Raw genomic sequence first — 24,916 nt, forward strand, 5'->3', positions numbered from 1 at the left:
AGCCCGCCTAGCCTTTTCGAAGGCCGGAGCGGGCTTCTTCTTGATTGCAAGAGGCAGACGCGCCTTTTACAAATCAATAAAATAGGTTAATATTCCTGCAAATTCATTGGTAAAAGGTGATGGAAGAAATATGATCGGCCTTACGAGAAATCGTAAGGCTATTTTCTATTCTTAAGCTTGCAAATGATAAGTTTAAAGCTCACAAACGAAAATATTACATAAAAGAGACGGAGCTAGTACATTTTTATTGATGAACTTATGCGATATAGTAATCATACTAATTTTTAAAAAAAGGCTGTAGCGAAGTGTGAAATGCTCGCAAGAGAAGCAGAGAGGTGTATCCTATTGATTTTACAAGCAAAAGAAACAGTGGAAATCAGGATTGACGCTCAGGAACATACGGGCATTGGGTTAGCTTTGCAAGATTTAATTCGTGATTTGAGCCATGTGATGAACATTCAGGCTGATTGCCGAAAGTACCTTTCGGATGTAGAGGGCTTTTCCATTCTAGTAGGAAGCTTAAGCAATCCTGCTTTTTCAGAGTTCTTAACGAAGAAAAAAATAGATTTCAGCGATATCCATGGGAAAACGGAGCACTACTTCGTCAAGAGTTTAGGGAAAGAAGGGCAACATCTCGTTATAGCTGGCAGTGATACCAGAGGGGCGATCTATGGTATATACGAATTTAGCCGAGTTGTTCTGGATGTGAATCCCTTGTATCTGTGGACAGGCCATGCACCTACACCCAAGGAAAGTCTTGATTTGGGCAGCATCTCGTTGACTGATGGACCTACGACGTTCCGTCACCGGGGATGGTTCATCAATGATGAGGATCTGCTGCTGGGCTGGACCGGGAAATTCGATCAGGATTTTCAGAACAATGCCTTCACGAAGCATGCTGGTTATGCGAATGCACTGGAACCGATTATGGAGACTGCGCTCCGTCTCAAACAGAATCTGCTGATCCCATGCTCCTTGTTGGATATCCTCGATCCATCTGATGAAGATTTGGTTAGGCGGGTGTCGGAACGCGGATTACTTATTTCCCAGCATCACATTGAGCCGTTAGGGGTATTCCCCAAAAGGGTCCGACGCTATTGGCAGGAACGGGGAGATGTTGAGCCTCTGTCCTACACGACAAATCCTGAGAAGTATGAGGAGGTTTGGCGGCTTTATGCAAGCCGTTGGGCACGGTATGACAATGTGGTTTGGCAGCTTGGTCTTCGTGGCATGGGCGACAAGCCTGTCTGGGCAGATGATCCGTATGCGCCGGAAACTGCAAGTGGAAGAGGTCAGTTAATTGCTGGTGCCATTGCCAAGCAACATGAGATTATAGCCGAAGCGCTGGGTCACAGCAACTTCGCCTCTACGGCTACTTTGTGGATGGAAGGTATGGAGCTTCTGAAGGGAGGACATTTATCCTTCCCGAAAGAAACGATCATTATTCATGCGGATTTCGGACCTACTCAGATGTTAGGTGACAGCTTCTATGAAGGTAAACGGGAACCGGATCGGCAATATGGCATTTATTATCATGTCGCGTTCTGGAGCTGCGGACCCCATCAGGTCCAAGGGACTTCACCGCAGAAAATTTATTACAATCTGCAAGCAGCTGTTCAACAAGGAAATACAGACTACCTTGTCGTCAATGTAACGAACCTCAGAGAGATGCTGCTGGGAACCCAATATACGGCTGCTATAGGTTGGAATTTTGGGAATTACGAACCAGAAGCGTATTTGCAAGATTGGTCTTTCGAACATTATGGTCAGCGAGGTGGACAGGCAGCTGCGCTTGCTTATCAAGCTTATTTCGGCGCGTTCCACGCATTAGACAACCAGGGATACGCTGGTCGCATGCTTCTGATGGATGGCATGTGCCGCAGACTGACGATCAAGTTAGTTGCTATCCTTAAGGGTCAACCGTTTACCAAAGACGAGATCCAGAACAAAACCCTATTGGCTTTCGATCAAGATGAGGATTTCATAAGCTATTATAAAAATGCCACTGGGGATGCCCTTCCGAAGTGGGACAACGCTTTGAACGCGGCTTATCAGGCTTTGCAGGAAATGGATGAAGAGCGTAGAGAGTTCTTTACGACCAATCTGATGGTCCAGCTATCTCTCATCCGCGCGCTGTATCGGGCCGTTCATCATCTATCTGTTGCGGCGGAGATTGTACTTGCCGGATCTACAAGGGAAGAGAACGCACGTGGCCGAATCTTGGAGGCTGTAGCAGAGCTTCAGCAGGCATCGGTTATCCGGATGCATGCGGAGAAAGGGAAATGGAAAGGTTGGTACGATGGTGATGTATTGCTTAACCTTCCTGACCTCATACGCCAAGTGAGAGAATGTGCAGGGAATTATTGAGTGATCCACTTGAAAATTTTATAACAATAATGGAGGAGTGTTGCTGCTATTTTTACTTATATGAAACCAACTTATACGACAACAAGCTCGGATTTTCAGTTGCAAGTAGACCAGAACGCTGTCATTGTTGAACATTTTTTGGATTACCACTATGCTCATTTTTCCTATTCGGGTACGCCAACACTAACAGTCACAGCAAGTCAGCCAATCACAAGTTATGATATAAGCCCACACAGCATGGGAATTACCGGGGTAGTAAGTGGGAATCAACTGACTTTCACGATCGACAGCAGCTCGGTCAAGCCATCCTATCTGGTTATACAGATTAATGGCCTGGAGAAGCTCGTTGTTCTGGCGGACCCTTTGGAAAGCAACGCTCCCCCATCTTCGGGGACAGGTATCTATAATATTATCAATGCTCCTTATCAGGCAGACAACACCTGGACGAGCGATGTTACCCATCTCATACAGATGGCCATTGATGATGCCTCTGCTGCAGGTGGGGGAATCGTTTATGTCCCTGTTGGTGTATACAAAGTGAAGGACATCCTGTACATCAAAAGTAATGTCACTCTGTACCTGCAAGGCGGGGCGGTCATCAAGTCAAATCCGGACAGAAGCCTTTATGATTATACGACTAGTAGGGAAGGTAAAATATTTATTGATCCCATGATCCGGATCGACCATGCACCTAATGCCAAAATAATCGGACGAGGCGTGCTGGATGCCAGCGGCATAGCGATTATGGATAAGGATCGTGCTTCATCGACCTTTCTCGGGTACAGAAGAAATGTTATCGTAGGCAACTTTTCAGATCATGTAACGATAGAGGGCATCATCATCAAGGACTCAACCACGTGGACGATTAACGGTATTCAAGGTGGCGAAGGATTTACGGTCAGATATGTTAAGATTATGAATCACAAAAATGCCGATCAATATAAAATCATGAATGATGGTATCGATCTATGCGGAACTAGGAACGCGATAGCGGAAAAGAACTTTGTCATGACCGTGGATGATGCTCTTTGTGCAAAATCAACGATAACTGACTATGCGATGTATAATATTCGTTTCAAAAACAATATCGTATTCTCATCCTGTGCAGGTCTCAAAGCGGGTTTGCAATCCCACAGCCCCATGTATGATGTCTGGTTTGAAGACAACGACGTCGTTCAGGCACGACGAGGCATTGTAGTAGAAGCAACTTCAGGGAAGCAGCTGATGAGTGATATCCATTTTGTAAATACGAGGGTAGAAAACTACGTGTTTACCTCTATGGGGAAAAGCATTCCTGTAGAGATAGAAGCGGGTACAGCACCAGTCAAGAATGTTTATATTGATAGCGCTTATTTCGAAAAAGAGGCGTTTAACCCCATACATATGTATGGCTCAAGTGATACGAATGATGTAACCAATGTTACGTTTAACGATCTAAACTTGTGTGGGGATGTCATCACGAATAGCCTGGATGCGCGAATTATTAAGGGCAGCTATGCATCAGAACTAACGGTGAAGGGACACATGCGATGAGAAGAATGGGTATCGGTTTGCAGTTGTTTACTGTGCGCGAGGATTTGGCCAAAGATTTTACCGGTACACTTCGGCGAGTGGCTGAACTCGGCTATGAAGGAGTGGAATTTGCAGGTTACGGTGGTATGTCTGCGGAAGAGCTGAAGGATCTGCTGCAAGAATTGAACTTAAAAGCAATCGGCGCTCATGTCAGTCTTGCCAAAATGAAGGCTGATTTGAATAAAGAAATCGAATATTTGCTAGCGATTGATGCGCCTTATCTCATATGCCCGCATATTGCTGCGGAGGATCGTCAAACACCTGAAGCATGGCAAAGCTTGTTCACTTATTTTGCGGAAGCAGGTCAGCAGGTGAAGGAGAAAGGGCTTCAATTCGCTTACCACAACCATGCATTTGAATTTGAGATGAAAATAAACGATCAATACGTATTCGACGCCATGTATGCATCGGCTACGCCAGCGGCGCTGCAAGTGGAGCTGGATGCAGGTTGGGTGCAATTTGCGGGTCTGGATGCACTACAATACATTGCGAATTATGCAGGCCGCCTTCCGCTGCTTCATCTGAAAGATTTCAAAGGTGCAGTGAACGGGCAAATCAATACGGTTGAGTTGGGTGAAGGGGAAATCGTTCTGCCATCAGTTATCCAAGCCGGCTCGGATGCTGGGGTAGAATGGATCATCGTTGAGCAGGATCGTTGCGCGAACCCGCCGCTTGAAAGTGTTGCTACCAGCTACAACTGGCTGAAGATGAACTATTTATCCAAATTTTAATTTGAATACCAACACATAAAGGAGTCGAACCAGACATGAGCAAAATCAAAGTAGCGGTTGTGGGCTGTGGGGCCATTTCCAAGAAGAGACATATTCCGGAATATGCAGCGAATCCGAACGTTGAATTGGTAGGTTTTTGCGATCTGATTCTGGAGAGAGCCGAAGGCTACGCGCAACAGCACGGCGGTAGAGCCTACACAAGCTATGAAGAAATGCTGAAAGTGGAAAAACCGGATGCCGTCAGCGTATGTACGCCGAACGTACTTCACGCTCCCTATGCAATTGCAGCAGCGAATGCAGGGGCACATGTGCTTGTGGAAAAGCCGATGGCAACGAACGAAGCGGATGCTTTGGCTATGATCGAAGCGGCAAGAAAGAACAGTGTGTTCTTGATGGTGGGTCAAAACCAACGGCTGATGCCGCCTCACCAAAAGGCTAAAGAAATTTTGCAATCAGGTAAAATGGGTAAAGTTCTTTCCTTCCGTACGTCCTTCGGTCATGGAGGACCTGAAGGTTGGAGTATGGATGGTCGCGACAGCTGGTTCTTCCGCAAAGAAGATGCCATCATGGGGGCGATGGGCGACCTCGGCGTACACAAATCTGATTTGATCCGTTGGCTGCTCGACGACGAAGTGGCAGAAGTGGCTGCTTTCGTGAGCACGCTGCACAAAGCAGGCACCGATGTAGACGATAACGCGACCTGTGTTTTGCGTATGAAGAGCGGAATAATCGGCACGTTGGTTGCCAGCTGGACGTATTATAAAGGCGGCGATAACAGCACAATATTGTGGTGTGAGAATGGCGCTATGCACATCGGGACACATCCGCTTGATCAAGTTATTGTGCAGCTTCGTGACGGCTCCGTTGAGAAGTATCAGGTTGGCGCGATGGCGACGAACGAAAAGCAAGTGTCAAGCGGCATCATGGACGCTTTCGTGGAAAGCATTGTTACGAATACACCACCGAGCATCTCCGGTGAAGAAGGCTTGAAGTCGCTGGCGGTTATTCTAGCTGCTTTCGAATCGCAGGATTCGAAAAAAGTTGTTTCTTTGTCCTAATACTTACATCAGAGCCACGCCTATATTGCGGGCTCTCTTTGTTTTACTTTATCAACGAATTTAATGCATAAAAGAAACGATATTATTCCATTTTTATTAGGAAAGAATTGCCATAGAATAAAGTTGTTTGCAAACGCTTACTTTTGAATAGGGGGTGTTTCCTGTTAACCATTATGGATGACAGATTCGCAGCGTAGAGTGTCGTAATGAATGAAACGCAACTACAAGTAAACTGGAGGCGAAATAAGAATGCGCATTAGTAAAATCAAAAATTGGCGAATTGGAAATTTGCTCACGAAAATGATTGTTGCTGCTGCCCTCATGTTCAGTTTCTCTATTCACATGGCCCAGCCTGCATCCGCTGCGACCGTCGTGACGTATCCTACTCCTTCCTACTTCACTACAAGTACGGCATACTCTCTGCAAGTAGATTCTACGACAGTGAAAGTTGTTAAGCATTTTGATTATTCTTTTGCTCAGCTATCGTATAACGGTACGGCGACATTCAAAGTAACAGCCAAAGATAATATTACCTCCTACAACATCAGTCCTCATAGTTATGGCATTACCGCAAGCGTAAGCGGCAAGGATCTAACTTTCACCCTTCCCCAAGCTGGATCGCGGTACTTAGTGATCAAGATTAATAACTTGGAGAACCTTGTCATCATGGCGGACCCTGTGGAAACAGATGCCCCAGTACCCAATGGCGGCAGTGTGAAGAACATCATGGATTATTCAGGCATAGACAATACGGGCGGCAATCTGATGACGTCCAAAATTCAACAGGCTATCAATGACGCCAATGCTCGTTCTGGCGGAGGTATGGTGTATTTTCCAGCTGGTATCTATAAATTCTCTCAGGTTGAGCTCAAAAGTAATGTCACGCTCTACTTAGCAGCAGGTGCCATACTTCGCGGGTCAACAACGTTAAGCGATTACGATTTCACTGACACCAATTTTAAACAGGCTAACATCCGTATCGTAGGGGCATCGAATGTAGCAATCAAAGGAAGAGGGATGATTGACTCCAATGGGACCTCGCTTACAACAGGCGATAGTGGACCGAACCGTGAAAATATCATCCGTTCTTATAAGAATTCGTCGGGAACAAAGCCGAGTGGTCTCACGTTCGAAGGTATCACCCTTAGAGATGGAACAACCTGGAACATGAATATTGAGGAATCGACGAACGTGACTATCACGAATGTAAAGATTATTAATAATGTCCACTGGATCCATGGAGACGGCTTCGATCTCGTCAATACGTCTCACGCTGTCGTGGATCAATGTTTTGCTTATACGGGGGATGACGTATTCGATGCGAAATCATCGACAGAAGAACCAATGACGGATGTCGTTTACAAAAATTCGGTTGCCTATACGGAATCTGCAGGTACGAAGGCAGGGGTTGCAGGCAATGCCTCGTTGACGGATCTTTGGTTTATCAATATCGACGTAATCTTAGGCTATAGGGGCATTAGTTTAAGCCATGACGAAGGCAATGGGATATGGAACGATATTCATTTTATCGACATCCGCACAGAAAAGATTTTTGATAATGGACCTAACGGCCAATATAGGACGGCTCCGCTGCTCATCTGGACGGCCAAATATAAAACGGAGGTTGGCCCGATTAGCAATGTAGAACTGACCCGCATTACCTATGAGGACCTGGGCAATTTCCATTCCATCATTCAAGGTTATGACAGCACGAGCAAGGTTTCCAATGTAAACTTCACGAATTTGAAAATGAACGGTACCATGATTACCAACCCTGCTACGGGTCTAATTGATATGGGTGCGAACACATCGAATATTACTTTTAATACTGCGGCCACGAATTACATGATTACCAACGCTAACTCAGGTAAAACTGTGGAAGTTTTCGGTGGTGGTACTTCGGATGGCACCAAGATCGTCCAATGGAATTATCATGCTGGAACGAATCAACGGTGGGAGCTTGTCGATGCTGGCGGCGGTTACTACAAGATTAAAAACGTTAAAAGCGGAAAGTTACTGGAAGTAACTGGCGGTTCTACAGCCAATGGAGCCCTAGTCGAACAATGGGGGGATAACGGCGGAACCAATCAACAATGGCAGATCGTTGATGTTGGCAATGGATACTCGAAACTCATTAATCGCAAGAGCGGTAAAGCATTAGATAGCAGTGGGTCGACGGAAGACGGAGCTCAGCTTACCCAGTGGACAGATAATGGCGGAGACAATCAGAAATTCCAATTTTTTGCGCAATAGATCAAGCCACTCTCATTAGCGATTATTTTGCATAAAAGATGCGAGATAATTACATTTTTAATGATGAACGTATGCAATTATTATGAAAATGGAGGTCATATTCGTATGTATGTTAGTAAAATGAAATGGCAAATCGGAAATTTGCTTACGAAAATGATCCTAGCTGCTGCTCTAATGTTTGGTTTCACATTTACAATGGCTCAGCCTGCAGCGGCTGCGACCGTAGTGACGTATCCTTCACACTTCGGTACAAGCTCGGTCTACTCTTTGAAGGTTGATTCGACTACGATCAGGGTTGCCAGGCAGTTTGATTATTCTTTTGCCCAGTTGTCTTATTCCGGAACGGGCACATTTAAAGTAACGGCGTCGGAAAATATTACTTCCTATAATATTAGTCCTCATAGTTACGGGATCGAGGCAACGGTAAGCGGCAAGGATCTAACTTTCACCCTTCCCCAAGCTGGATCACGGTACTTAGTGATCAAGATAAATAATCTGGAGAACCTTGTCATTATGGCTGATCCTGTGGAAACAGGTGCGCCAACGCCGAATGGCGGCAGCGTAAAAAGCATCATGGATTATTCAGGCGTGGATAACACAGGCGGCAATTTGATGACGTCCAAAATCCAACAAGCCATCAACGATGCGAATGCTCGTTCCGGCGGCGGAACCGTTTATTTCCCTGCTGGTATTTACAAGTTTTCTCAAATTGAACTTAAAAGTAACGTCACACTATATTTAGCTGCTGGTTCCATCCTTCGCGGATCATCGGATGTAGGCGATTATGATTTCACTAACACCATTTTTACCAATGCCAACATCCGTATCGTAGGGGCATCTAATGTAGCTATCAAAGGAAGAGGCATGATCGATTCCAACGGGACTACACTTACATCTGGTGCTAGTGGGCCGAATCGAGAATATATCATCCATTCTTACAAAGATGCATCGGGTACGAAGCCAAATAACCTTACCTTTGAGGGTTTCACACTAAGAGATGGAACAACCTGGAATTTTAGGATTCAGGACGCTACGAATGTCAAAATAAATAATGTGAAGATTATCAATAACGTCAACTGGATTCATGGCGATGGTTTCGATTTGGTTAATACTTCCCATGCTGTAGTTGATCAATGCTTCGCCTATACTGGCGATGATGTATATGATGCGAAAGCATCAACGGAAGAACCGATGACGGATGTTGTATACAAAAATTCGGTTGCCTATACGGAATCTGCAGGTACGAAGGTAGGTATGCAAGGAAATGCATCGATTAGCGATGTTTGGTTTATCAATATTGACGTAATCCAAGGCTATCGTGGCGTCAGTGTGGATCATGACCAAGGGAATGGCGTATGGGACGATATTCATTTTATCGACATCCGCACGGAAAAGATTTTTAATAATGGAACCAGCGGCCAATTTAGAACATCTCCGCTCCTCATCTGGACGGCCATATATAGCGGTAGCGAGGTTGGCCCCGTCAGCAATGTTGAACTGACGCGCGTTAGTTTTGAGAACATTAACAATTTTCATTCTTTCATTCAAGGTTACGACAGCTCGAGCAAGGTTTCCAATATATCCATCACCGATTTAAAAATGAACGGCAACGTGATCACAAATGCTTCCCAGGGGTTAATTGATATCGGTGCGAACACATCCAATATTACTTTTAACACAAATCCTACTACGAAGAAGATTATGAACGCAGATTCGAGCAAAGCTGTTGAAGTTTTTGGTGGTTCTACGACGGATGGAGCCAAAATATCTCAATGGGATTATAGTGGTGGCAAGAATCAACGGTGGCAGCTTGTCGATGCTGGCGGCGGATATTACAAGATCAAAAACCTCAAAAGTGGAAAACTCCTAGAAGTGACTGGCGGTTCTACAGCCAATGGAGCCCTAGTGGAACAATGGGGGGATAACGGCGGAGACAATCAACAATGGCAAATCGTTGATGTTGGTAATGGATACTCTAAACTCATTAATCGCAAGAACGGTAAAGCATTGGATAGTGGGGGGACGACGGCAGACGGAGCTCAGCTTACCCAGTGGACAGATAATGGCGGAGACAATCAAAAATGGCAGTTAATGGAGTAAATTAGACATCCATTGAAGCGTTGGGTGTGGGTGAAGAGAGAAAAAGAGAGGCTTACTGCCTCTCTTTTTCCTTTACTCTTGCTCCATCAGCTTATATTGAGGTTCCCAGCCTAATATTTTTCAACGTTGGAGTAAGTAGGCAAATTACGAATATATGACATAAAAGAAACGAGATTATTACATTTTTATTGATGAATGTATGCCATAGAATGAAGTTGGCTTATAAGCTTGTGACGTGGGGGTAATTGCTATGTATTATGTACCTAAAAATGAACGATATTCCAACATGAAGTATACAAGGTGTGGTAACTCAGGCCTCAAACTGCCTGTTATTTCCCTCGGACTTTGGCAAAATTATGGCGGTATACATGCCTTAGAAACCCAACGTGAAATGCTGCGTCGTGCATTCGACCTTGGCATTACCCATTTTGACTTAGCTAACAATTATGGGCCGCCTCCAGGAACTGCCGAAGAGAATTTCGGCAGCTTATTTAAAGCGGACTTCAAACCTTACCGCGATGAGTTGATTCTATCAACCAAAGCAGGCAATTTAATGTGGGAAGGCCCATATGGAGACGGTGGCTCGAAGAAACATATAATAACCAGTCTTGACCAAAGTCTTAAGCGCATGGGACTTGATTATGTTGATATTTTCTACTCTCACAGATGTGATCCAGAGACGCCTATGGAAGAAACGATGCGTGCGCTTGATTTGGCAGTAAGACAGGGAAAGGCCTTGTATGTAGGCGTCTCTAATTACAACGCTGAGCAGACCAAACAGGCTGCTGGCATTTTGAAGGAACTGGGTACACCTTGTCTGATTCACCAACCCAAGTACAATATGTTTGATCGATGGATAGAAAACGAGCTGCAGGATGTACTGGAAGAGGAAGGAATGGGTTCCATAGTCTTTTCACCTTTGGCAAAGGGATTGCTGACCAGCCGATATCTCACCGGAATTCCTGCCGATTCAAGGGCTGCAAGCGCAAGTCGAGCTTTGAGTGTCAATGCCATCACGGATGAGGTCATGTCCAAGATCATACGTTTGAACGCTATTGCGCTAGAGCGTGATCAAAGCCTCTCTCAAATGGTCATCGCTTGGGTGCTTAGAGAAGGAAAGGTTACTTCGGCTCTCATAGGGGCAAGTAAGGTAAGTCAGATTGAAGATAATGTCAGAGCATTGAAAAACCTAGATTTTAGTCAGGAAGAGCTACTTCGTATTGAGGAAATATTGAGTTTCTAAAGATGGGAGTGTTGGATATGAGGAACGATTGGGAAAATCACAAGCTGCTGCAGCGGAATCGGCTGCCAGCAAGAGCTGCATTCATACCGTTCGCTGATGATCAGAGTGCTCTATGCAATGAACGTGAGTTGTCTCCTTACTATGTGCCGTTAAATGGAAATTGGAAATTTAATTACGCTCCGACACCTGCGCATGCCCCTTCGAGCTTCCACCTGGAAGAATTCGATGCGAGCGGCTGGGATGACCTTGCAGTACCATCTTGTTGGCAGATGCACGGCTATGGCAAACCGCATTATACGAACGTTGTCTACCCGTTCCCGGTTGTCCCGCCGCTAGTTCCGACCGAAAATCCGACTGGCTCCTACCGCCGACAATTTGCGGTTCCGACAAGCTGGAGCGCACAGCGGATTACGCTGCATTTTGAAGGCGTAGACAGTGCGTTCTTCGTTTGGGTAAACGGCAAGGAAGTTGGCTTCAGTAAAGGCAGCCGCATGCCATCGCAGTTCGACATCACGGACCACATTCATGAGGGGACGAACGTTCTTGCGGTTCGCGTCATGCAGTGGTCGGACGGCTCTTATATCGAGGATCAGGATATGTGGTGGCTGAGCGGGATTTTCCGCGACGTGTATGTGACAGCTGCACCGCAAACGCACTTATACGATTATTCCGTTCGTACGCTGCTTGATAGCGAATACCGTGATGCTTCTCTTGAAGTCAGATTAAGCTTGCGAAGCAGGATCGAAGCTAAGGAAGCTGCTCGTGTCGAGCTGCAGCTACTTGATGCAAGCGGGAAAGCCGTAGAAGGGGGGCATGCAGAGGGAGTCGTAACTGGCGGTGTTTTGAAGCAGGAGTCTTTATTTAAGCTTCCTATCGTCAACCCTAGGAAATGGTCTGCCGAAGATCCGTACTTATACAAGCTGTTGATCCGGGTTATTGGCGAAACTACACAGGTTACGTCCGTACGTGTTGGATTCCGTTGTGTCGAGTTGAATGGCGGCTTACTGCTTGTAAATGGGACGCCAATTAAGTTCAAGGGAGTTAACCGACATGATCATCATCCCGACTTTGGGCGAACTATACCTCTTGATTCAATGCTGCAGGATGTACTTCTGATGAAGAAGCACAATATTAACGCTGTCCGTACCTCCCATTATCCAAACGATCCACGCTTCTATGACCTGTGTGACGAATACGGACTGTACGTTATTGATGAAGCCGATTTGGAATGTCATGGCTTCCATCGGACAGACAACTCCAATCAATTAAGTGATGACCCTGAGTGGGAACCGGCTTATCTAGATCGGATCGAACGGATGATTGAGCGGGACAAGAATCATCCTTCTATTATCCTCTGGTCTCTAGGCAATGAATCGTATTACGGTTGTAATCACGTAGCGATGTACAACTGGGCCAAGGAGCACGACCCAACACGCTTGGTGCACTATGCGGAAGATCGAGAAGCCGCGAGTGCCGACGTGTACAGCACGATGTACAACAGGATTTGGCAGCTGCACGAGCTTGGCGCACGTGAAGACCTGGATAAGCCCCATATTGTATGCGAATATGCGCATGCCATGGGCAATGGGCCAGGCGGCTTGAAAGAATATTGGGATGTCTTCTATTCCTACAAGCGGTTGCAGGGGGGCTTCGTGTGGGAATGGGTTGATCAAGGCATCCGGCAGCGAACAGCTGAAGGCAAGGAATTTTTCGCCTACGGCGGAGATTTTGAAGAAGCCCCGAACGATATGAATTTCGTCATCGATGGTCTTGTTAACCCAGACCGTCTGCCATCGGCAGGACTGCTGGAACTTAAGAAAGTGATGGAACCCGTTATCATCGAAGCGTTGGATTTGCAGGCTGGGGTGTTAATGCTGACCAATCGATATGATTTCGTACATTTGGAGCATCTACAATTGTCATGGCATGTCATGGCGGACGGGAAAGTCGTATGTTCTGGCCAGGGTAAACTGCCCGAGGTCGCGCCGGGCGGTACGGGTAATGTGAACATCCATTATGCACTGCCAGAACAATTGCAGCCTGCGACCGATTACTGGTTGAACGTCAGCATTTTGCTTGCCGTAGATGCCATTTGGGCTGAAGCTGGCTTTGAGGTTGCGTGGGCTCAGTTCGAACTTCCCAACAAGTCGGAGCTTAAACCTACCGTTGAATTGTCTGACTACGCGCCATTAACTGTTACGAAGAACGGTGTGATGTTGGACGTACAGGGAAGTGATTTTGAACTTCAGTTTGACTGTGTTTACGGCGTTATCGCAAACTGGAAATATGCAGGATTCCGCCTGCTGGAGGAAGGACCGAGGCTTGATCTGTGGCGTGCGCCGACAGACAATGATATGCGACCCATCGGCGACTGGAGGACCTCTCTCGCGGATGACCAACGAGCAACGGTCCTATGGAAGCTGAAAGGGCTGCACTGGCTGCAGCATCGTGTTATGAGCGTGGACTGGAGCTGTAATAGCAATGGAACGGTTGTGACGATTACCTGCAAGGTTCGTGTAGCGCCACCGATTCTAAAATGGTCGGTAGACACGTTGTACACGTATACGATTTATGCGAGCGGAGATGTGGCGATCGCCGTAAACGGATCGATCGAAGGCAGCGACGCTCCAGAGACGCTCCCACGCGTCGGACTTCGTCTGGAGCTGCCGAACGATTATGAGCGAGCGGAGTGGTATGGCCGCGGCATTGGTGAAACGTATGCGGATTCGAAGCAAGCCGCGAAGTTCGGAATCTATCGGCAAACTGTGCGCGAGCTGTTCACGGAATACATCGTCCCTCAGGAAAACGGCAACCGTTCCGACACGCGATGGCTCGCGATGACGAATGAGCAAGGAGTTGGTCTGCTGGCGACAGGTTCGCCGCAGTTCGGGTTCACAGCTCGTCGCTATACGAGCGAAGACTTAGAGAAAGCAAAGCATACGTTTGATTTAAAGGAACGTGACCGGATCTTCTTGCATCTCGATCTTGCGCAGAATGGCATCGGCAGTGCCAGCTGCGGTCCTGGCGTACTTCCGCAGTATGTGTTGAAGGCTGAGGATTTCCACTTCCAAGTTCGCCTCACACCGATGATCTCCGGGTCGGGTTCGCCTACACAACTTGCTAAGCGTGACGTGTAAATTGCCCAAAAAAGAAGGAGCCTAGCAGGCTCTTTTTTTTTTGGCAATGATATCTGTGAAATAAGACCAATTCGGGCCTTATTGGCGTGCCGTTATTTCTACCATTTACGAACATATTACATAAAAGAGACGATATTATTACATTTTTCTTGATGCAGTTATGCCATACAATAAAAGCATCAAATGACATTGCGATGTACAATCAATAAAACGTTTTCAACATGAAAGGGAGTCGAAATAAAGTCAAATAAACCAAGACAGAACTTATCGCTTCAGGAGGAAACCGAAATGACAAATAGTGAGAAACTACACAGAAAAATCAGAATTAAAGAGAACATACCTTTGTACACCATGTTGGCTCTGCCCCTATTGTTTTTTATAATCTTTAATTATGTGCCCATGTTTGGCGCGGTGATTGCCTTTAAGGATTATCGATTTATAGATGGCATTATGGGAAGTGATTGGGTAGGGCTTCGAAATTTCCAGATGATATTTGCACAGCCACATACGATAGAAATTATCAGAAATACGTTGGTGATAAGTTTACTTACCGTCTTTGTTTCATTTCCATTTCCAATCGTATTGGCTATTCTGCTCAATGAGATAAGAATGAAATGGTTCAAAAAAGCCTCACAAACGGTTCTGTATTTGCCTCACTTCTTCTCCTGGGTCATCGTAGGTGGTATTATTATTAACGTTTTCTCTGTTAAAAATGGCCCAATCAACTTTATCATTGCCTATTTTGGCGGGGAACCCATCCAGTTTTTGTTTAATCACACAGCATGGATGACCATTTTCCTAGGAAGTGGGATTTGGAAGGATGCAGGATTTAATGCCATCATCTACCTAGCAGCGCTTTCGAGTATAGATCCAACGTATTACGAAGCGGCGGTTGTAGATGGCGCTAACAAGTGGAAGCAGATTACGAAAGTTACCCTTCCTAGTTTGTACCCAACCATTGTCCTGACGTTTATCTTGGCAACAGGAAAAATTATGGAAGTTGGATTTGATCGCATTTTCGTTCTGCAAAATCCTGTTGTAAAGAATATGACGGATGTCGTGCCCACCTTTATTTATGAAATGGGTATACAACAAGGCGAATTTAGTTTAACGACGGCCATGGGATTGTTCGATTCTGTGATTAGTTTGATCCTTGTACTTGTGGCGAATCGATTAGCTAAAATGTCAGGGAATGCACTATTCTAATCAACTAATAATTTAGATATACGAAGGAGGAGCAGGACATTGAAAATATCGACGGGAGAAAAAGCCTTTTATAAAATAAATAATATTGTGCTTTTTATCATATCGCTGTCGTGTTTACTTCCGCTCATTTATATTATTGCTACTTCATTCAGCAGCGGTGCAGCTATTGAAGCAGGTAAAGTATTTTTGTGGCCGGTTGAATTTACACCAGCAGCTTATAAAGTATTAATTGTATCCACAGATTTATTTAAATATTTTAAGAATAGTATCGTTGTTACCGTAGTAGGTACTGCGCTTAGTATGATTTTCACAATCCTCTGTGCATATCCATTATCCAAAAGGAAATTGTTTGCTAGAAGGAAAGTAACCTTTCTAATCGTCTTCACCATGTTGTTTAGCGGCGGTTTGATTCCAACTTATCTATTAGTGAAATCGCTTGGATTAATGAACTCCTATTGGTCTATTTGGTTAACAACACTGATTAGCCCCTACAATATGTTGATCATGAAGTCATTCTTTGAAAATATATCGGAAGAGTTGGAAGAAGCAGCTAGAATTGATGGTTGCTCCGAATGGCGAATTTTACTTCAGATGTATCTTCCACTTTCCAAAGCTGTGATAGCCACATTGTGCCTCTTTTACGGGGTTGCGTACTGGAATAGTTTTTTGAAAGTACTGATGTATATCAGTGATTCGAAGGGTTATACGTTGCCCGTGCTCATACAGCAGATGGTTTTCCAATTAGAGCAGATAAAATTGGGTACGAGTCAAGATTTAAGTGCTGTATCGGGTTCAGGTGAGGTCATTTCGGAATCAGTAAAGTCCGCAGGTGTTGTTGTGTTGATATTGCCGATGCTTGCCGTATATCCATTCCTGCAAAAGTATTTTGTTAAAGGTGTTATGCTAGGGTCTGTTAAAGGTTAAGTCAAGCGCATTGAAGCTATGATTTAGGGAATATTTGTTGATTGTAAAGAGGACGATAGTTAATTCGTATTCTTCACATATATATCGAAAGCGATTTCATAATTTCGATCATATTTTTATTAGAAAAAGGGAGGCAACATGAGCATGAAGAAAAAATTACGAGGTGTGGTTGCATTATCGTTAGTGATGGCCGTTTCTGTTGGACTTACCGCATGCAGCACTACGAAAGAAGAGCCCAAAAAGTCAGGTAATGCAACTGCTACGACCGCTGCTAACGTGAAAAAAGGTAAAGTATCGGTTATGGTTTATGATCGAGGACTTATTCCAGCTTCCGAAGGCACGTATGATAATAACCGTTGGACGAAGTGGATTCAAGAAAATGCGCCGTTTGAAGAAGTAAAATTCATCGTGGTACCACGAACAGAAGCTCCTCAAAAAATGAACATGCTGTTCGCAGCTGGGGAAGGTCCGGATGTCGTAGCCAACTATGAAGATATGACGCCATTTATTTCCAAAGGGCAAGCTTTAGAAATCACAGATGAATTGCTTGCGAAAATGCCCAATTATAAAAAGACTTTAGATAAATATCCAGCACTTCAAAAGCTTACGACAGTCAATGGCAAACGTTACACGGTCGGAACCGTATCACCTGTTTCACCTAATCATACTGCAGTCATTCGTGCAGATTGGTTAGAAAAGTTAAATCTTCCTATGCCAAAGACACCAGAAGACTTGCTTGCTGTAGCCAAAGCGTTTACAGAGAAAGATCCTGATGGGAATGGCAAAAATGATACCTATGGATTGACTTTAAACGCGGATTCCCAAAGAGTGCTTTCTCACATGTTTGGCTTTGGTAATCCGGAGAAGTATGCTGTCGTTGATGGCAAGCTGACATTTGTGTGGGATAGAATCCAAGATTGGTTGAAGTTTACGAAACAAATTGTTGATGCGAAGGTTGTTGATCCGGACTTCTTACTTGATAAAGGCGACAAAGCACTAACGGATTTCACGAATGGGAAGATCGGTATTTTTTTGACAGGGAAATTTAGTCAACTGAATTCACCAACATTTGCAAATTTCAAAAAGGCTAATCCAATTGCTAAACTCGATACATTTGATTTGCCTGCGACAAAGTATGGAACTTTTGAAGGCTATATCAATGGAGGTCCTTCCGTTGTAGGTTTTATTAATGCAGCAACCAAAGATACTGATGCTGCTGCTAGGTACATTAACTGGCTAAATGATCCGAAAGTTTCCGACTATTTAGTTAATGGACCTGATGGCGTTTACAAAAAAAGGGATGCAGAAGGAACTGTTGTTGTTATAGACCCGGCGAAGAATAAAATTGAGTACGATTATGCAACAGACTACAGTATCATTAGAACTTTCGATTTTAACTTAGGTTCTGCAGTTAGTCCGCTAGCCAATGAATATTACAATTCATATCTCAAATCGAGCGACCCTGTCCTACAAGAGTTTGGAGATTTGTACTATAAGATGGCGCAAGTTGTTAATAAACCAGATGCCATTGATCCAAGAAAATGGCAACAAACACTGCCAGCACTTGCCTCTGATACGCTTTTGAAGAAAACGAATGGAACCAAAGCTGTAGACGATTACCTGTTAAAAGCACTTGCACAACCCAATTTAACAGCAGAGAAAGCTGTTGCAGATGCGAAAGAACTTTGGAAGAAAGCTGGCGGTGAAGATGTGGATGCATTCTACAACGATTACTACCAAAAAAATAAAGATAAGATGTTATCTCCAGAAGATTTTAAACAACTAAAAATGGCACCAGAATTGTTGCCTTCTGCGAAGAAAAATTCTAAAATTAAATAATTGTGGTTATGCTATTATTAATATAAGTCAAGAAAAAGGGAACTCTTTGTCCACGGATAAAGAGTTCCCTTTACAGATATTAATGGCAGAAATGTGGTGAATCCTGTATGTATCGTGTGGTTATTGTTGATGATGAACCTTGGGCTTTGATCGGCATTCGTAAATTAATCGAACGCAATGGGAATCGGTTTAAAATTATTTGTGAAACGACCGAACCAGTCAAAGCTTTAGAAGTGATTTGTGAAGAACATCCTGATGTCGTCTTTACGGATATTCGAATGCCTGACATGACAGGGATTGAACTGATGCAAAGGACGAGAGCACAAGGGATAGACACTGATTTTATAGTGATTAGCGGGTTTGCGGAGTTCTCTTATGTGCAGCATGCACTTCAGGAAGGCGCGATGGATTATCAATTAAAGCCGCTGGATATGGCAAAGGCGGAAGAAATGTTAGACAAGCTTTATAGAAAGTTAGAGAACAAACGCAGCACGAATGATTTAAGCTTCTACATGTCCTTGCTGGAAGAAGTCAAGGATAATCAGGCACTTTTGAATACTCGGTTGCGCTATAGACCCTACAAAAGATATCAGGTTGTAACGGTTTATTTTAAAAGTGCGGAATATGATGATGTGGTTTTATTAGAATTAGGGAGTAAAGCGCAGCTCACATCCTTGAAATTAGGTCCTAAAAAATGTGTGTTTATTATTAATAGTGATGAAGATAAAAGTGAGATGGTCTATCGCAGTCTGACTTCCCAAGAACATGCAGTTGATAGGGCAGGGATTAGTTTATCCAGTGATGGGTCTGATCAGGTATCCATACTTCTGAAAACGTCTGATATCGCGAGCAATGATTGTTTTGTAGAGCGATCAAAGCGAATTTCACAATATGGCAAGAGTAAGAAAAGTCTCGTTAAACAATTTGTTGAAGGCATTATTGAAGCACTTGAACGTGTTCACTACAAGAACATGAAGGATATGACATCCGATATTAACGCTTTTTTTAGTGCAAACCAATTAGGTATTGAAGATGCTGTGTTTTTATGGAATGAGATCGTTATGCTTACGCTAAAAGATACTGAAAACAGCAGTCGCTTACTGGACTTTGAATTTCTGGATTATAGCGAAATGAAAGAAAAGTTCATGAATTTAGAATCGTTAAGCGAATACGTGTATGAACAGCTCTCATATCCAGACCGAGAACAGCTTGGTGATGCCAATAATAAATTTATGGAACTGCTGCATTATACTAATAAGCATTTTCATGAAGAACTGTTTCTAAAGGATTTATCCACGAAGTTTTTTATTAATGTGAGTTATTGTTGTGAGTTGTTTAAAAAGGTTACGGGCATGACGTTTTCCCAATATATGACAGATTTGCGGATGAAAAAGGCTTCTGAATTGCTCCAGAATAGTAACTTGTCTATTGCAGATGTATGTAAGAGTGTGGGCTATAGTGATTATTTCTACTTTAATAAAGTGTTTAAACGGAATTTAGGGTGTACACCTTCCAAATATCGTAAAACGAGTGGGGACTTGAATGCGCTTAATTCGTAATCTGAAGCTGAAGCACCAAATATCGCTTTTAATCCTGATTGCACTCATTATGATGATCTTGATGCAGAGCATGTATAATGTTTTCTTCAATTCGCTTACTCGGGAACGTGCGGCTAAGTATGCGAGTAATCTGATGGAACAGGTAGCGCTAAATGTAAATACGATTGCTAAAAGTGTGGAGAGAGATTCCATTACGGTTAGTTATAGTAAGTATGTGCAGGAATTAATGGTGTCGACGAATAGCATTCGGAGTGCGGAATTAAATGAATATGTCTCTGAAATTTTCACGCATACAAGGTCTTCCAATCAAAATATTTATAGCATTCTTCTCTTAAATAATAATGACAGACAGATCTCAGACAATCTGCATTACAACAATGATATATTGAAAACTTTGGGGAAAATGTACAACTTTCAAAGCGAAGAGTTTATTAAACCTGTGTTTTCATCGATTGTGAGAGACAACAGTGATGCGTTCTATTATTATTCGTATATTTCACCTATCTTTTCTTCTTTTGACGCTACGGGGGATTATTCAAAAATCGGTAATTGTATTTTTCTTCTTGATACGAGGGAATTAGAGAAATTAGTGAACACAACCGAATTAACGAAGAATTCACTCTTTCTGATCCTTGATTCTGACAATCGAGTGATTGTAAGCAATAAAGGGCTCAAAGCAGGTGACTATTACGAGAATGTTTTTTGGCAGGAAGGCATAAGTAGTACAGCCAAAGATGAAATTGTTTATGAGGGCAAAAAATCGCTTGTCCAATATAAGAAAATTGATAGTGTGAATTGGAAAGTCATCAGTGTTCTTCCGATTGCTGAACTTACAAGTGATATGAAGCCGATCGTGTCCTTAGGCATTTGGTTGGGTATCATTATGATCCTCTTGTTAACGATTATTGGCAGTATGTTTATGTATAATACGACACGGCCTGTCATGTTGATCGTCAGATTCCTATCCCATGTTGGTGAGCGTAATTTAAAGCAAAGGTTAAGAATCCCGTCAACAAATGAAGTTGGAATAATTGCTACCCACATTAATCAAATGCTCGATAACGTAGAGACGATGACGCGAGAAGTTGTTGAGAATCAAACGTCCCTCTATGAAGCAGAGTTATCGAAAAAACAAGCGAAACTGTCAGCGCTGCAAAGCCAAATTAATCCTCATTTTCTCTATAATACGTTGAACTGCTTGAGCAGTATTGGCTTGGCCTATGATGTGAGTGAGGTCGTCAGTATATCGTCCGCGATGTCGCGCATATTCAGATATAGCATTAAAGGCCAAGAGATCGTAAGTATCAAAGACGAAATGAACTGTATTAAAGATTATCTGTTAATTATGGACATCAGGTATAAGGGCAAATTTGAGATCGTGATCGAGATGGATGAGTCTTTCTTGGAAATGAAATCGTTGAAAATGATTCTTCAACCGATTGTGGAAAATGCCATGTACCATGGCCTGGAAATGAAATCTGGCGTTGGACGTCTGATTATTCGCGGATGTATATCCGAACATGGTTATATGCAAATTGAAATTGAGGATAATGGAGTCGGAATGACGGACAAACAGTTATCCAAACTACGTAAAGGCATTCGAGATGACGAGAATGTAGAACTGTCTGGAACGGACAAACAAAGTATAGGGCTAGGCAATATTAATAAGCGATTAAAACTACAATTCGGATCGCCATATGGTCTAGATGTCATTAGCGAAGCGGGTAAAGGAACCAAAGTTACCGTCAGGCTGCCTGTTATTGAACCTACGGGTAAAGTCATCTTATTGCCTGATAGTTAGCTTCGAAAGGAAGGAGAATCTGCAAGATGGATCTGCACATAACGAAACATGGTGATTGTCAGCTAAGTATTGAGATTTGCTATAACAGCGGCATCATTACGAACAATGCGGTGGGGTTGTTGATCGAAGAGTGGCGAGATGAGTATCAAGTTGAGAACCTTTCATTGAACACGGAATCCAGTGAAGGTAACCGAATTCGTATTCTCGAGCCACAAGTCATAGAGGGGTATAGTGAACAGACGTTTGTGATTTTTACAGTAATGCAAGATGGCTATTATCATATCAATCTATCCGGTGCAAGTGAACAGGCTATCCTGTATGGCATATGTGAAATCCTTGACCAAACATATGTTCTGGAAGGTGAAGTGCGGCTACCCCAATTAAATATGACCTCTACACCTGATATTAAAAAAAGAGGTGTCGAGCGGCATTGGGGTCCTTCGATGACATCGATGGAAAACCTGGAAGAGAATCTTAACCTAATTAAACTTTTGGCCAGAAAACGTGTTAATCATCTGATGTGGATCGATAGTTGGATTAGCATGAGCTGGTATCCATTCCTCGATTTTAGATACTTTCCGATTCTGAAAAGAGAGGATCAACTCGGCAAGATCAAGCTTGCCAAGGAGTGCCTTCGTACAATCATTAATGAGGCGACAAACTGGGGAATGGACTTTTACCTGTCCTGCACCGAGTTCAATATTCCAGAAGATCTTCTCAAAATACACCCGGACATGTTTTATCGAAATCCGGATACAGGATTATGCGTGCTGCGGTTAGATAGCGAGGATACTTGGTTATTCTACAAATCCAAAATCAAAGAAGTCATGGAGGACTTCCCTGCCCTTTCCGGTATTGAACTTTGGACAGGAGAGGCCATGGAAATATGGCAATGTTATCGTCCTGAGACAGATACAAGATCAATTGGCGAGCTTTTCCTCGAGATGTATGATAAAGCCCTTGAGGCTATGGATGAAGCAGGACGAAGTGATGCTCGGATCATTTGTTCCAGCTTCACCCACCATCCTGATTGTGAGAAAGTGTATGAAGACATTTTGGGTAGGTTACCAGAGCGTTGTGATTCACGCAGTAAAATGCAGGTGGAGGATTTCTATCGTTTCCATTCACCTGCGACGTTGCCAGGCAGACTTTCTCCAGGTAGGGAATGGGTAGAATTCGACCTCGGAGGCGAATACAGAGGGGATTGGGCGGGATGGATCACTTGTGCGCTTGAGTTCATCCCGAATCGGATGAGGCATTATTACGACAAAGGTATTAGTGGTTTTATGTGTCGAATACGTGGTTATGCGTTGGGTCCGAACACCACATTCATCGGGGATTATGCCGTGTTAAAGGGCGTTCAATCGATTAAATATGATGTCTATTTCAAAACCTGTTGGGATATGAATATAGGGCTCCCCGATGTATGGCGAATGTGTAAGAGAAGGGGATTCCCTGATCAGATGCTGGAATTTTTCCAATTGTCGGAGAAAGTTGCGGAACAAGCACATTATGCCAATGAATCGATCGTGAATAATTTCCATTCCTCCTTCATTGGTTCTATAGAAAGATATGAATGGCAGTTGGCCTATATGGATCATCCTTATAATATAGCGGGTCAGGAACGGAAATGGATTTTAGAGCCTACGGAAGCAAATCTATCGATTATCCTTGCTGAGAAAGAACAGGCGATTGTAAATATTTTGAAAATGAGTGAAATATTGGAGCGATGTAAACGTGAGCTCGTTGAAGAGGACTATGCGACTTTGAGGACTTGTCTAGATTTTCAAATACAGGTAGTTAAGGTCTTCAAAGTACACACGGAGATGTTTTTCAGATATAGAATTTTAATGATGACGAAATTGGAAAATAGACATGCGCTTCTGATGGATTGTATGAAAAGGTGTGAAAGGGAAGTCACGCTGCTTCGGGAACATGATCAGCAGCAGGCTCAGCATGCTTATGCATTGATTTCCGACATCAAATGGCGATTAAGTAGTGATATGAATGGTCCATACTATCATCTGCTAGCGTACCATGGTGTTTGTAAGGTAGCAGGGTTCAGATAATGAATACAAAATGGGGGTTTTTCTATGAGCTATACGTCCCGAAATGATCGATATTCGAGTATGAAGTATAATAGGTGCGGAAACTCAGGTCTCAAACTGCCTGCGATTTCCCTCGGCCTATGGCATAACTATGGAGATGTGGATGCCTTTGGAAATCAGCGTGACATGCTGCGCCGTGCCTTCGATCTTGGCATTACACATTTTGACCTAGCCAACAATTACGGGCCACCACCAGGGTCAGCAGAAGAAAATTTCGGCAGAATGTTAAAGGGCGACTTTGCAGCTTACCGTGATGAAATGGTCGTCTCAACCAAAGCAGGCTATACCATGTGGGCAGGACCCTATGGCGACTGGGGCTCAAAGAAGTATATGACGGCTAGCCTTGACCAGAGCTTGAAGCGTATGGGCCTTGATTATGTGGATATTTTCTATTCACATAGGCCGGACCCCGAAACGCCACTGGAAGAAACGATGGGTGCACTGAATTTGGCAGTCAGACAGGGAAAAGCGTTGTATGTAGGACTATCCAACTACAATGCCGAGCAGACTAGAAAGGCTTCTGCCATTTTGAAAGCGCTGGGTACCCCGTGTCTGATCCATCAACCCAAGTATTCAATGTTTGAAAGAGGGATTGAGAACGGGTTGCAGGATGTCCTGCAAGCGGATGGAATAGGCTCAATCGCCTTCTCATCCTTGGCGAAGGGGCTGCTGACCAACCGCTACCTGAACGGAATTCCTTCCGATTCGAGGGCTGCAGGTTCAAGTCCGTTTTTGAGTGCTCAAGCCATCACCGATGAGGTATTGTCCAAGATCAAACACTTAAACAGCATGGCGCTGGAGCGTGGTCAAAGTCTCGCCCAAATGGCTATCGCTTGGGTACTCAGAGAAGGACGCGTAACCACGGCTCTTATAGGAGCAAGTAGGGTAAGCCAGATTGAAGACAACGTTGCCGCATTGAATAATCTGGCATTCAGCCAGGAAGAGCTGCTGAGAATTGAAGAGATATTGAAATGAGATCTTGTGGCCACTAGGAAAGCATTTTTTGCATCCCACTGGA

15 protein-coding genes are annotated in these 24,916 nt (G+C 43.9%); all 15 read left to right on the plus strand.

Features of this window, described 5'->3' with window-relative positions; all coding sequences use genetic code 11:
- Window positions 1–345 precede the first annotated feature (345 nt).
- The 15 genes from HQN90_RS09920 to mgrA (HQN90_RS09990) all read left to right on the plus strand — a co-directional run bounded on the left by HQN90_RS09920 (window position 346) and on the right by mgrA (HQN90_RS09990) (window position 24,873).
- A complete protein-coding gene (locus HQN90_RS09920) occupies window positions 346–2,367 on the plus strand; it encodes a glycosyl hydrolase 115 family protein (protein ID WP_173217728.1) in 2,022 nt (673 codons plus the stop codon).
- A 60-nt stretch (window positions 2,368–2,427) separates the two neighbouring features.
- A complete protein-coding gene (locus HQN90_RS09925; RefSeq protein WP_173217730.1) occupies window positions 2,428–3,900 on the plus strand; it encodes a glycoside hydrolase family protein in 1,473 nt (490 codons plus the stop codon).
- Complete coding sequence (locus tag HQN90_RS09930; RefSeq protein WP_173217732.1) at window positions 3,897–4,670, plus strand: sugar phosphate isomerase/epimerase family protein; 774 nt, start codon at window positions 3,897–3,899, stop codon at window positions 4,668–4,670. Before HQN90_RS09925 ends, HQN90_RS09930 begins: the two co-directional genes overlap by 4 nt.
- 35 nt (window positions 4,671–4,705) lie before the next feature.
- Window positions 4,706–5,728 carry a Gfo/Idh/MocA family protein gene (locus tag HQN90_RS09935; protein WP_173217734.1) on the plus strand — a complete coding sequence of 341 codons (1,023 nt, stop codon included), beginning with the start codon at window positions 4,706–4,708 and terminating at the stop codon, window positions 5,726–5,728.
- 249 nt (window positions 5,729–5,977) lie between these two features.
- A complete protein-coding gene (locus HQN90_RS09940) occupies window positions 5,978–7,981 on the plus strand; it encodes an RICIN domain-containing protein (protein ID WP_173217736.1) in 2,004 nt (667 codons plus the stop codon).
- 105 nt (window positions 7,982–8,086) lie between these two features.
- A complete protein-coding gene (locus HQN90_RS09945) occupies window positions 8,087–10,081 on the plus strand; it encodes an RICIN domain-containing protein (RefSeq protein WP_173217738.1) in 1,995 nt (664 codons plus the stop codon).
- A gap of 250 nt (window positions 10,082–10,331) precedes the next feature.
- Window positions 10,332–11,324: an L-glyceraldehyde 3-phosphate reductase gene (gene mgrA, locus HQN90_RS09950; RefSeq protein ID WP_173217740.1), complete on the plus strand. Its 993-nt coding sequence runs from the start codon at window positions 10,332–10,334 to the stop codon at window positions 11,322–11,324.
- Between the two features lie 17 nt (window positions 11,325–11,341).
- The gene (lacZ, locus tag HQN90_RS09955; protein WP_246362190.1) at window positions 11,342–14,461 is read left to right on the plus strand and encodes a beta-galactosidase, LacZ type; all 3,120 of its coding nucleotides are present in this window, start codon (window positions 11,342–11,344) and stop codon (window positions 14,459–14,461) included.
- A gap of 288 nt (window positions 14,462–14,749) precedes the next feature.
- Complete coding sequence (locus HQN90_RS09960; RefSeq protein ID WP_173217742.1) at window positions 14,750–15,667, plus strand: ABC transporter permease; 918 nt, start codon at window positions 14,750–14,752, stop codon at window positions 15,665–15,667.
- A 39-nt stretch (window positions 15,668–15,706) separates the two neighbouring features.
- Complete coding sequence (locus HQN90_RS09965; RefSeq protein ID WP_173217744.1) at window positions 15,707–16,591, plus strand: carbohydrate ABC transporter permease; 885 nt, start codon at window positions 15,707–15,709, stop codon at window positions 16,589–16,591.
- A gap of 144 nt (window positions 16,592–16,735) precedes the next feature.
- Complete coding sequence (locus HQN90_RS09970) at window positions 16,736–18,430, plus strand: type 2 periplasmic-binding domain-containing protein (protein ID WP_173217746.1); 1,695 nt, start codon at window positions 16,736–16,738, stop codon at window positions 18,428–18,430.
- A gap of 107 nt (window positions 18,431–18,537) precedes the next feature.
- Window positions 18,538–19,989: a response regulator transcription factor gene (locus HQN90_RS09975; RefSeq protein ID WP_173217748.1), complete on the plus strand. Its 1,452-nt coding sequence runs from the start codon at window positions 18,538–18,540 to the stop codon at window positions 19,987–19,989.
- The gene (locus HQN90_RS09980) at window positions 19,973–21,790 is read left to right on the plus strand and encodes a sensor histidine kinase (RefSeq protein WP_173217750.1); all 1,818 of its coding nucleotides are present in this window, start codon (window positions 19,973–19,975) and stop codon (window positions 21,788–21,790) included. Before HQN90_RS09975 ends, HQN90_RS09980 begins: the two co-directional genes overlap by 17 nt.
- Before the next feature lie 26 nt (window positions 21,791–21,816).
- A complete protein-coding gene (locus tag HQN90_RS09985; protein ID WP_173217752.1) occupies window positions 21,817–23,859 on the plus strand; it encodes a hypothetical protein in 2,043 nt (680 codons plus the stop codon).
- A 24-nt stretch (window positions 23,860–23,883) separates the two neighbouring features.
- On the plus strand, window positions 23,884–24,873 hold the full coding sequence (gene mgrA, locus HQN90_RS09990; RefSeq protein ID WP_173217754.1) for an L-glyceraldehyde 3-phosphate reductase: 990 nt from the start codon (window positions 23,884–23,886) through the stop codon (window positions 24,871–24,873).
- Window positions 24,874–24,916: the final 43 nt, after the last annotated feature.

This window comes from Paenibacillus alba (assembly GCF_013204855.1).
Lineage (GTDB): Bacteria > Bacillota > Bacilli > Paenibacillales > NBRC-103111 > Paenibacillus_E > Paenibacillus_E alba.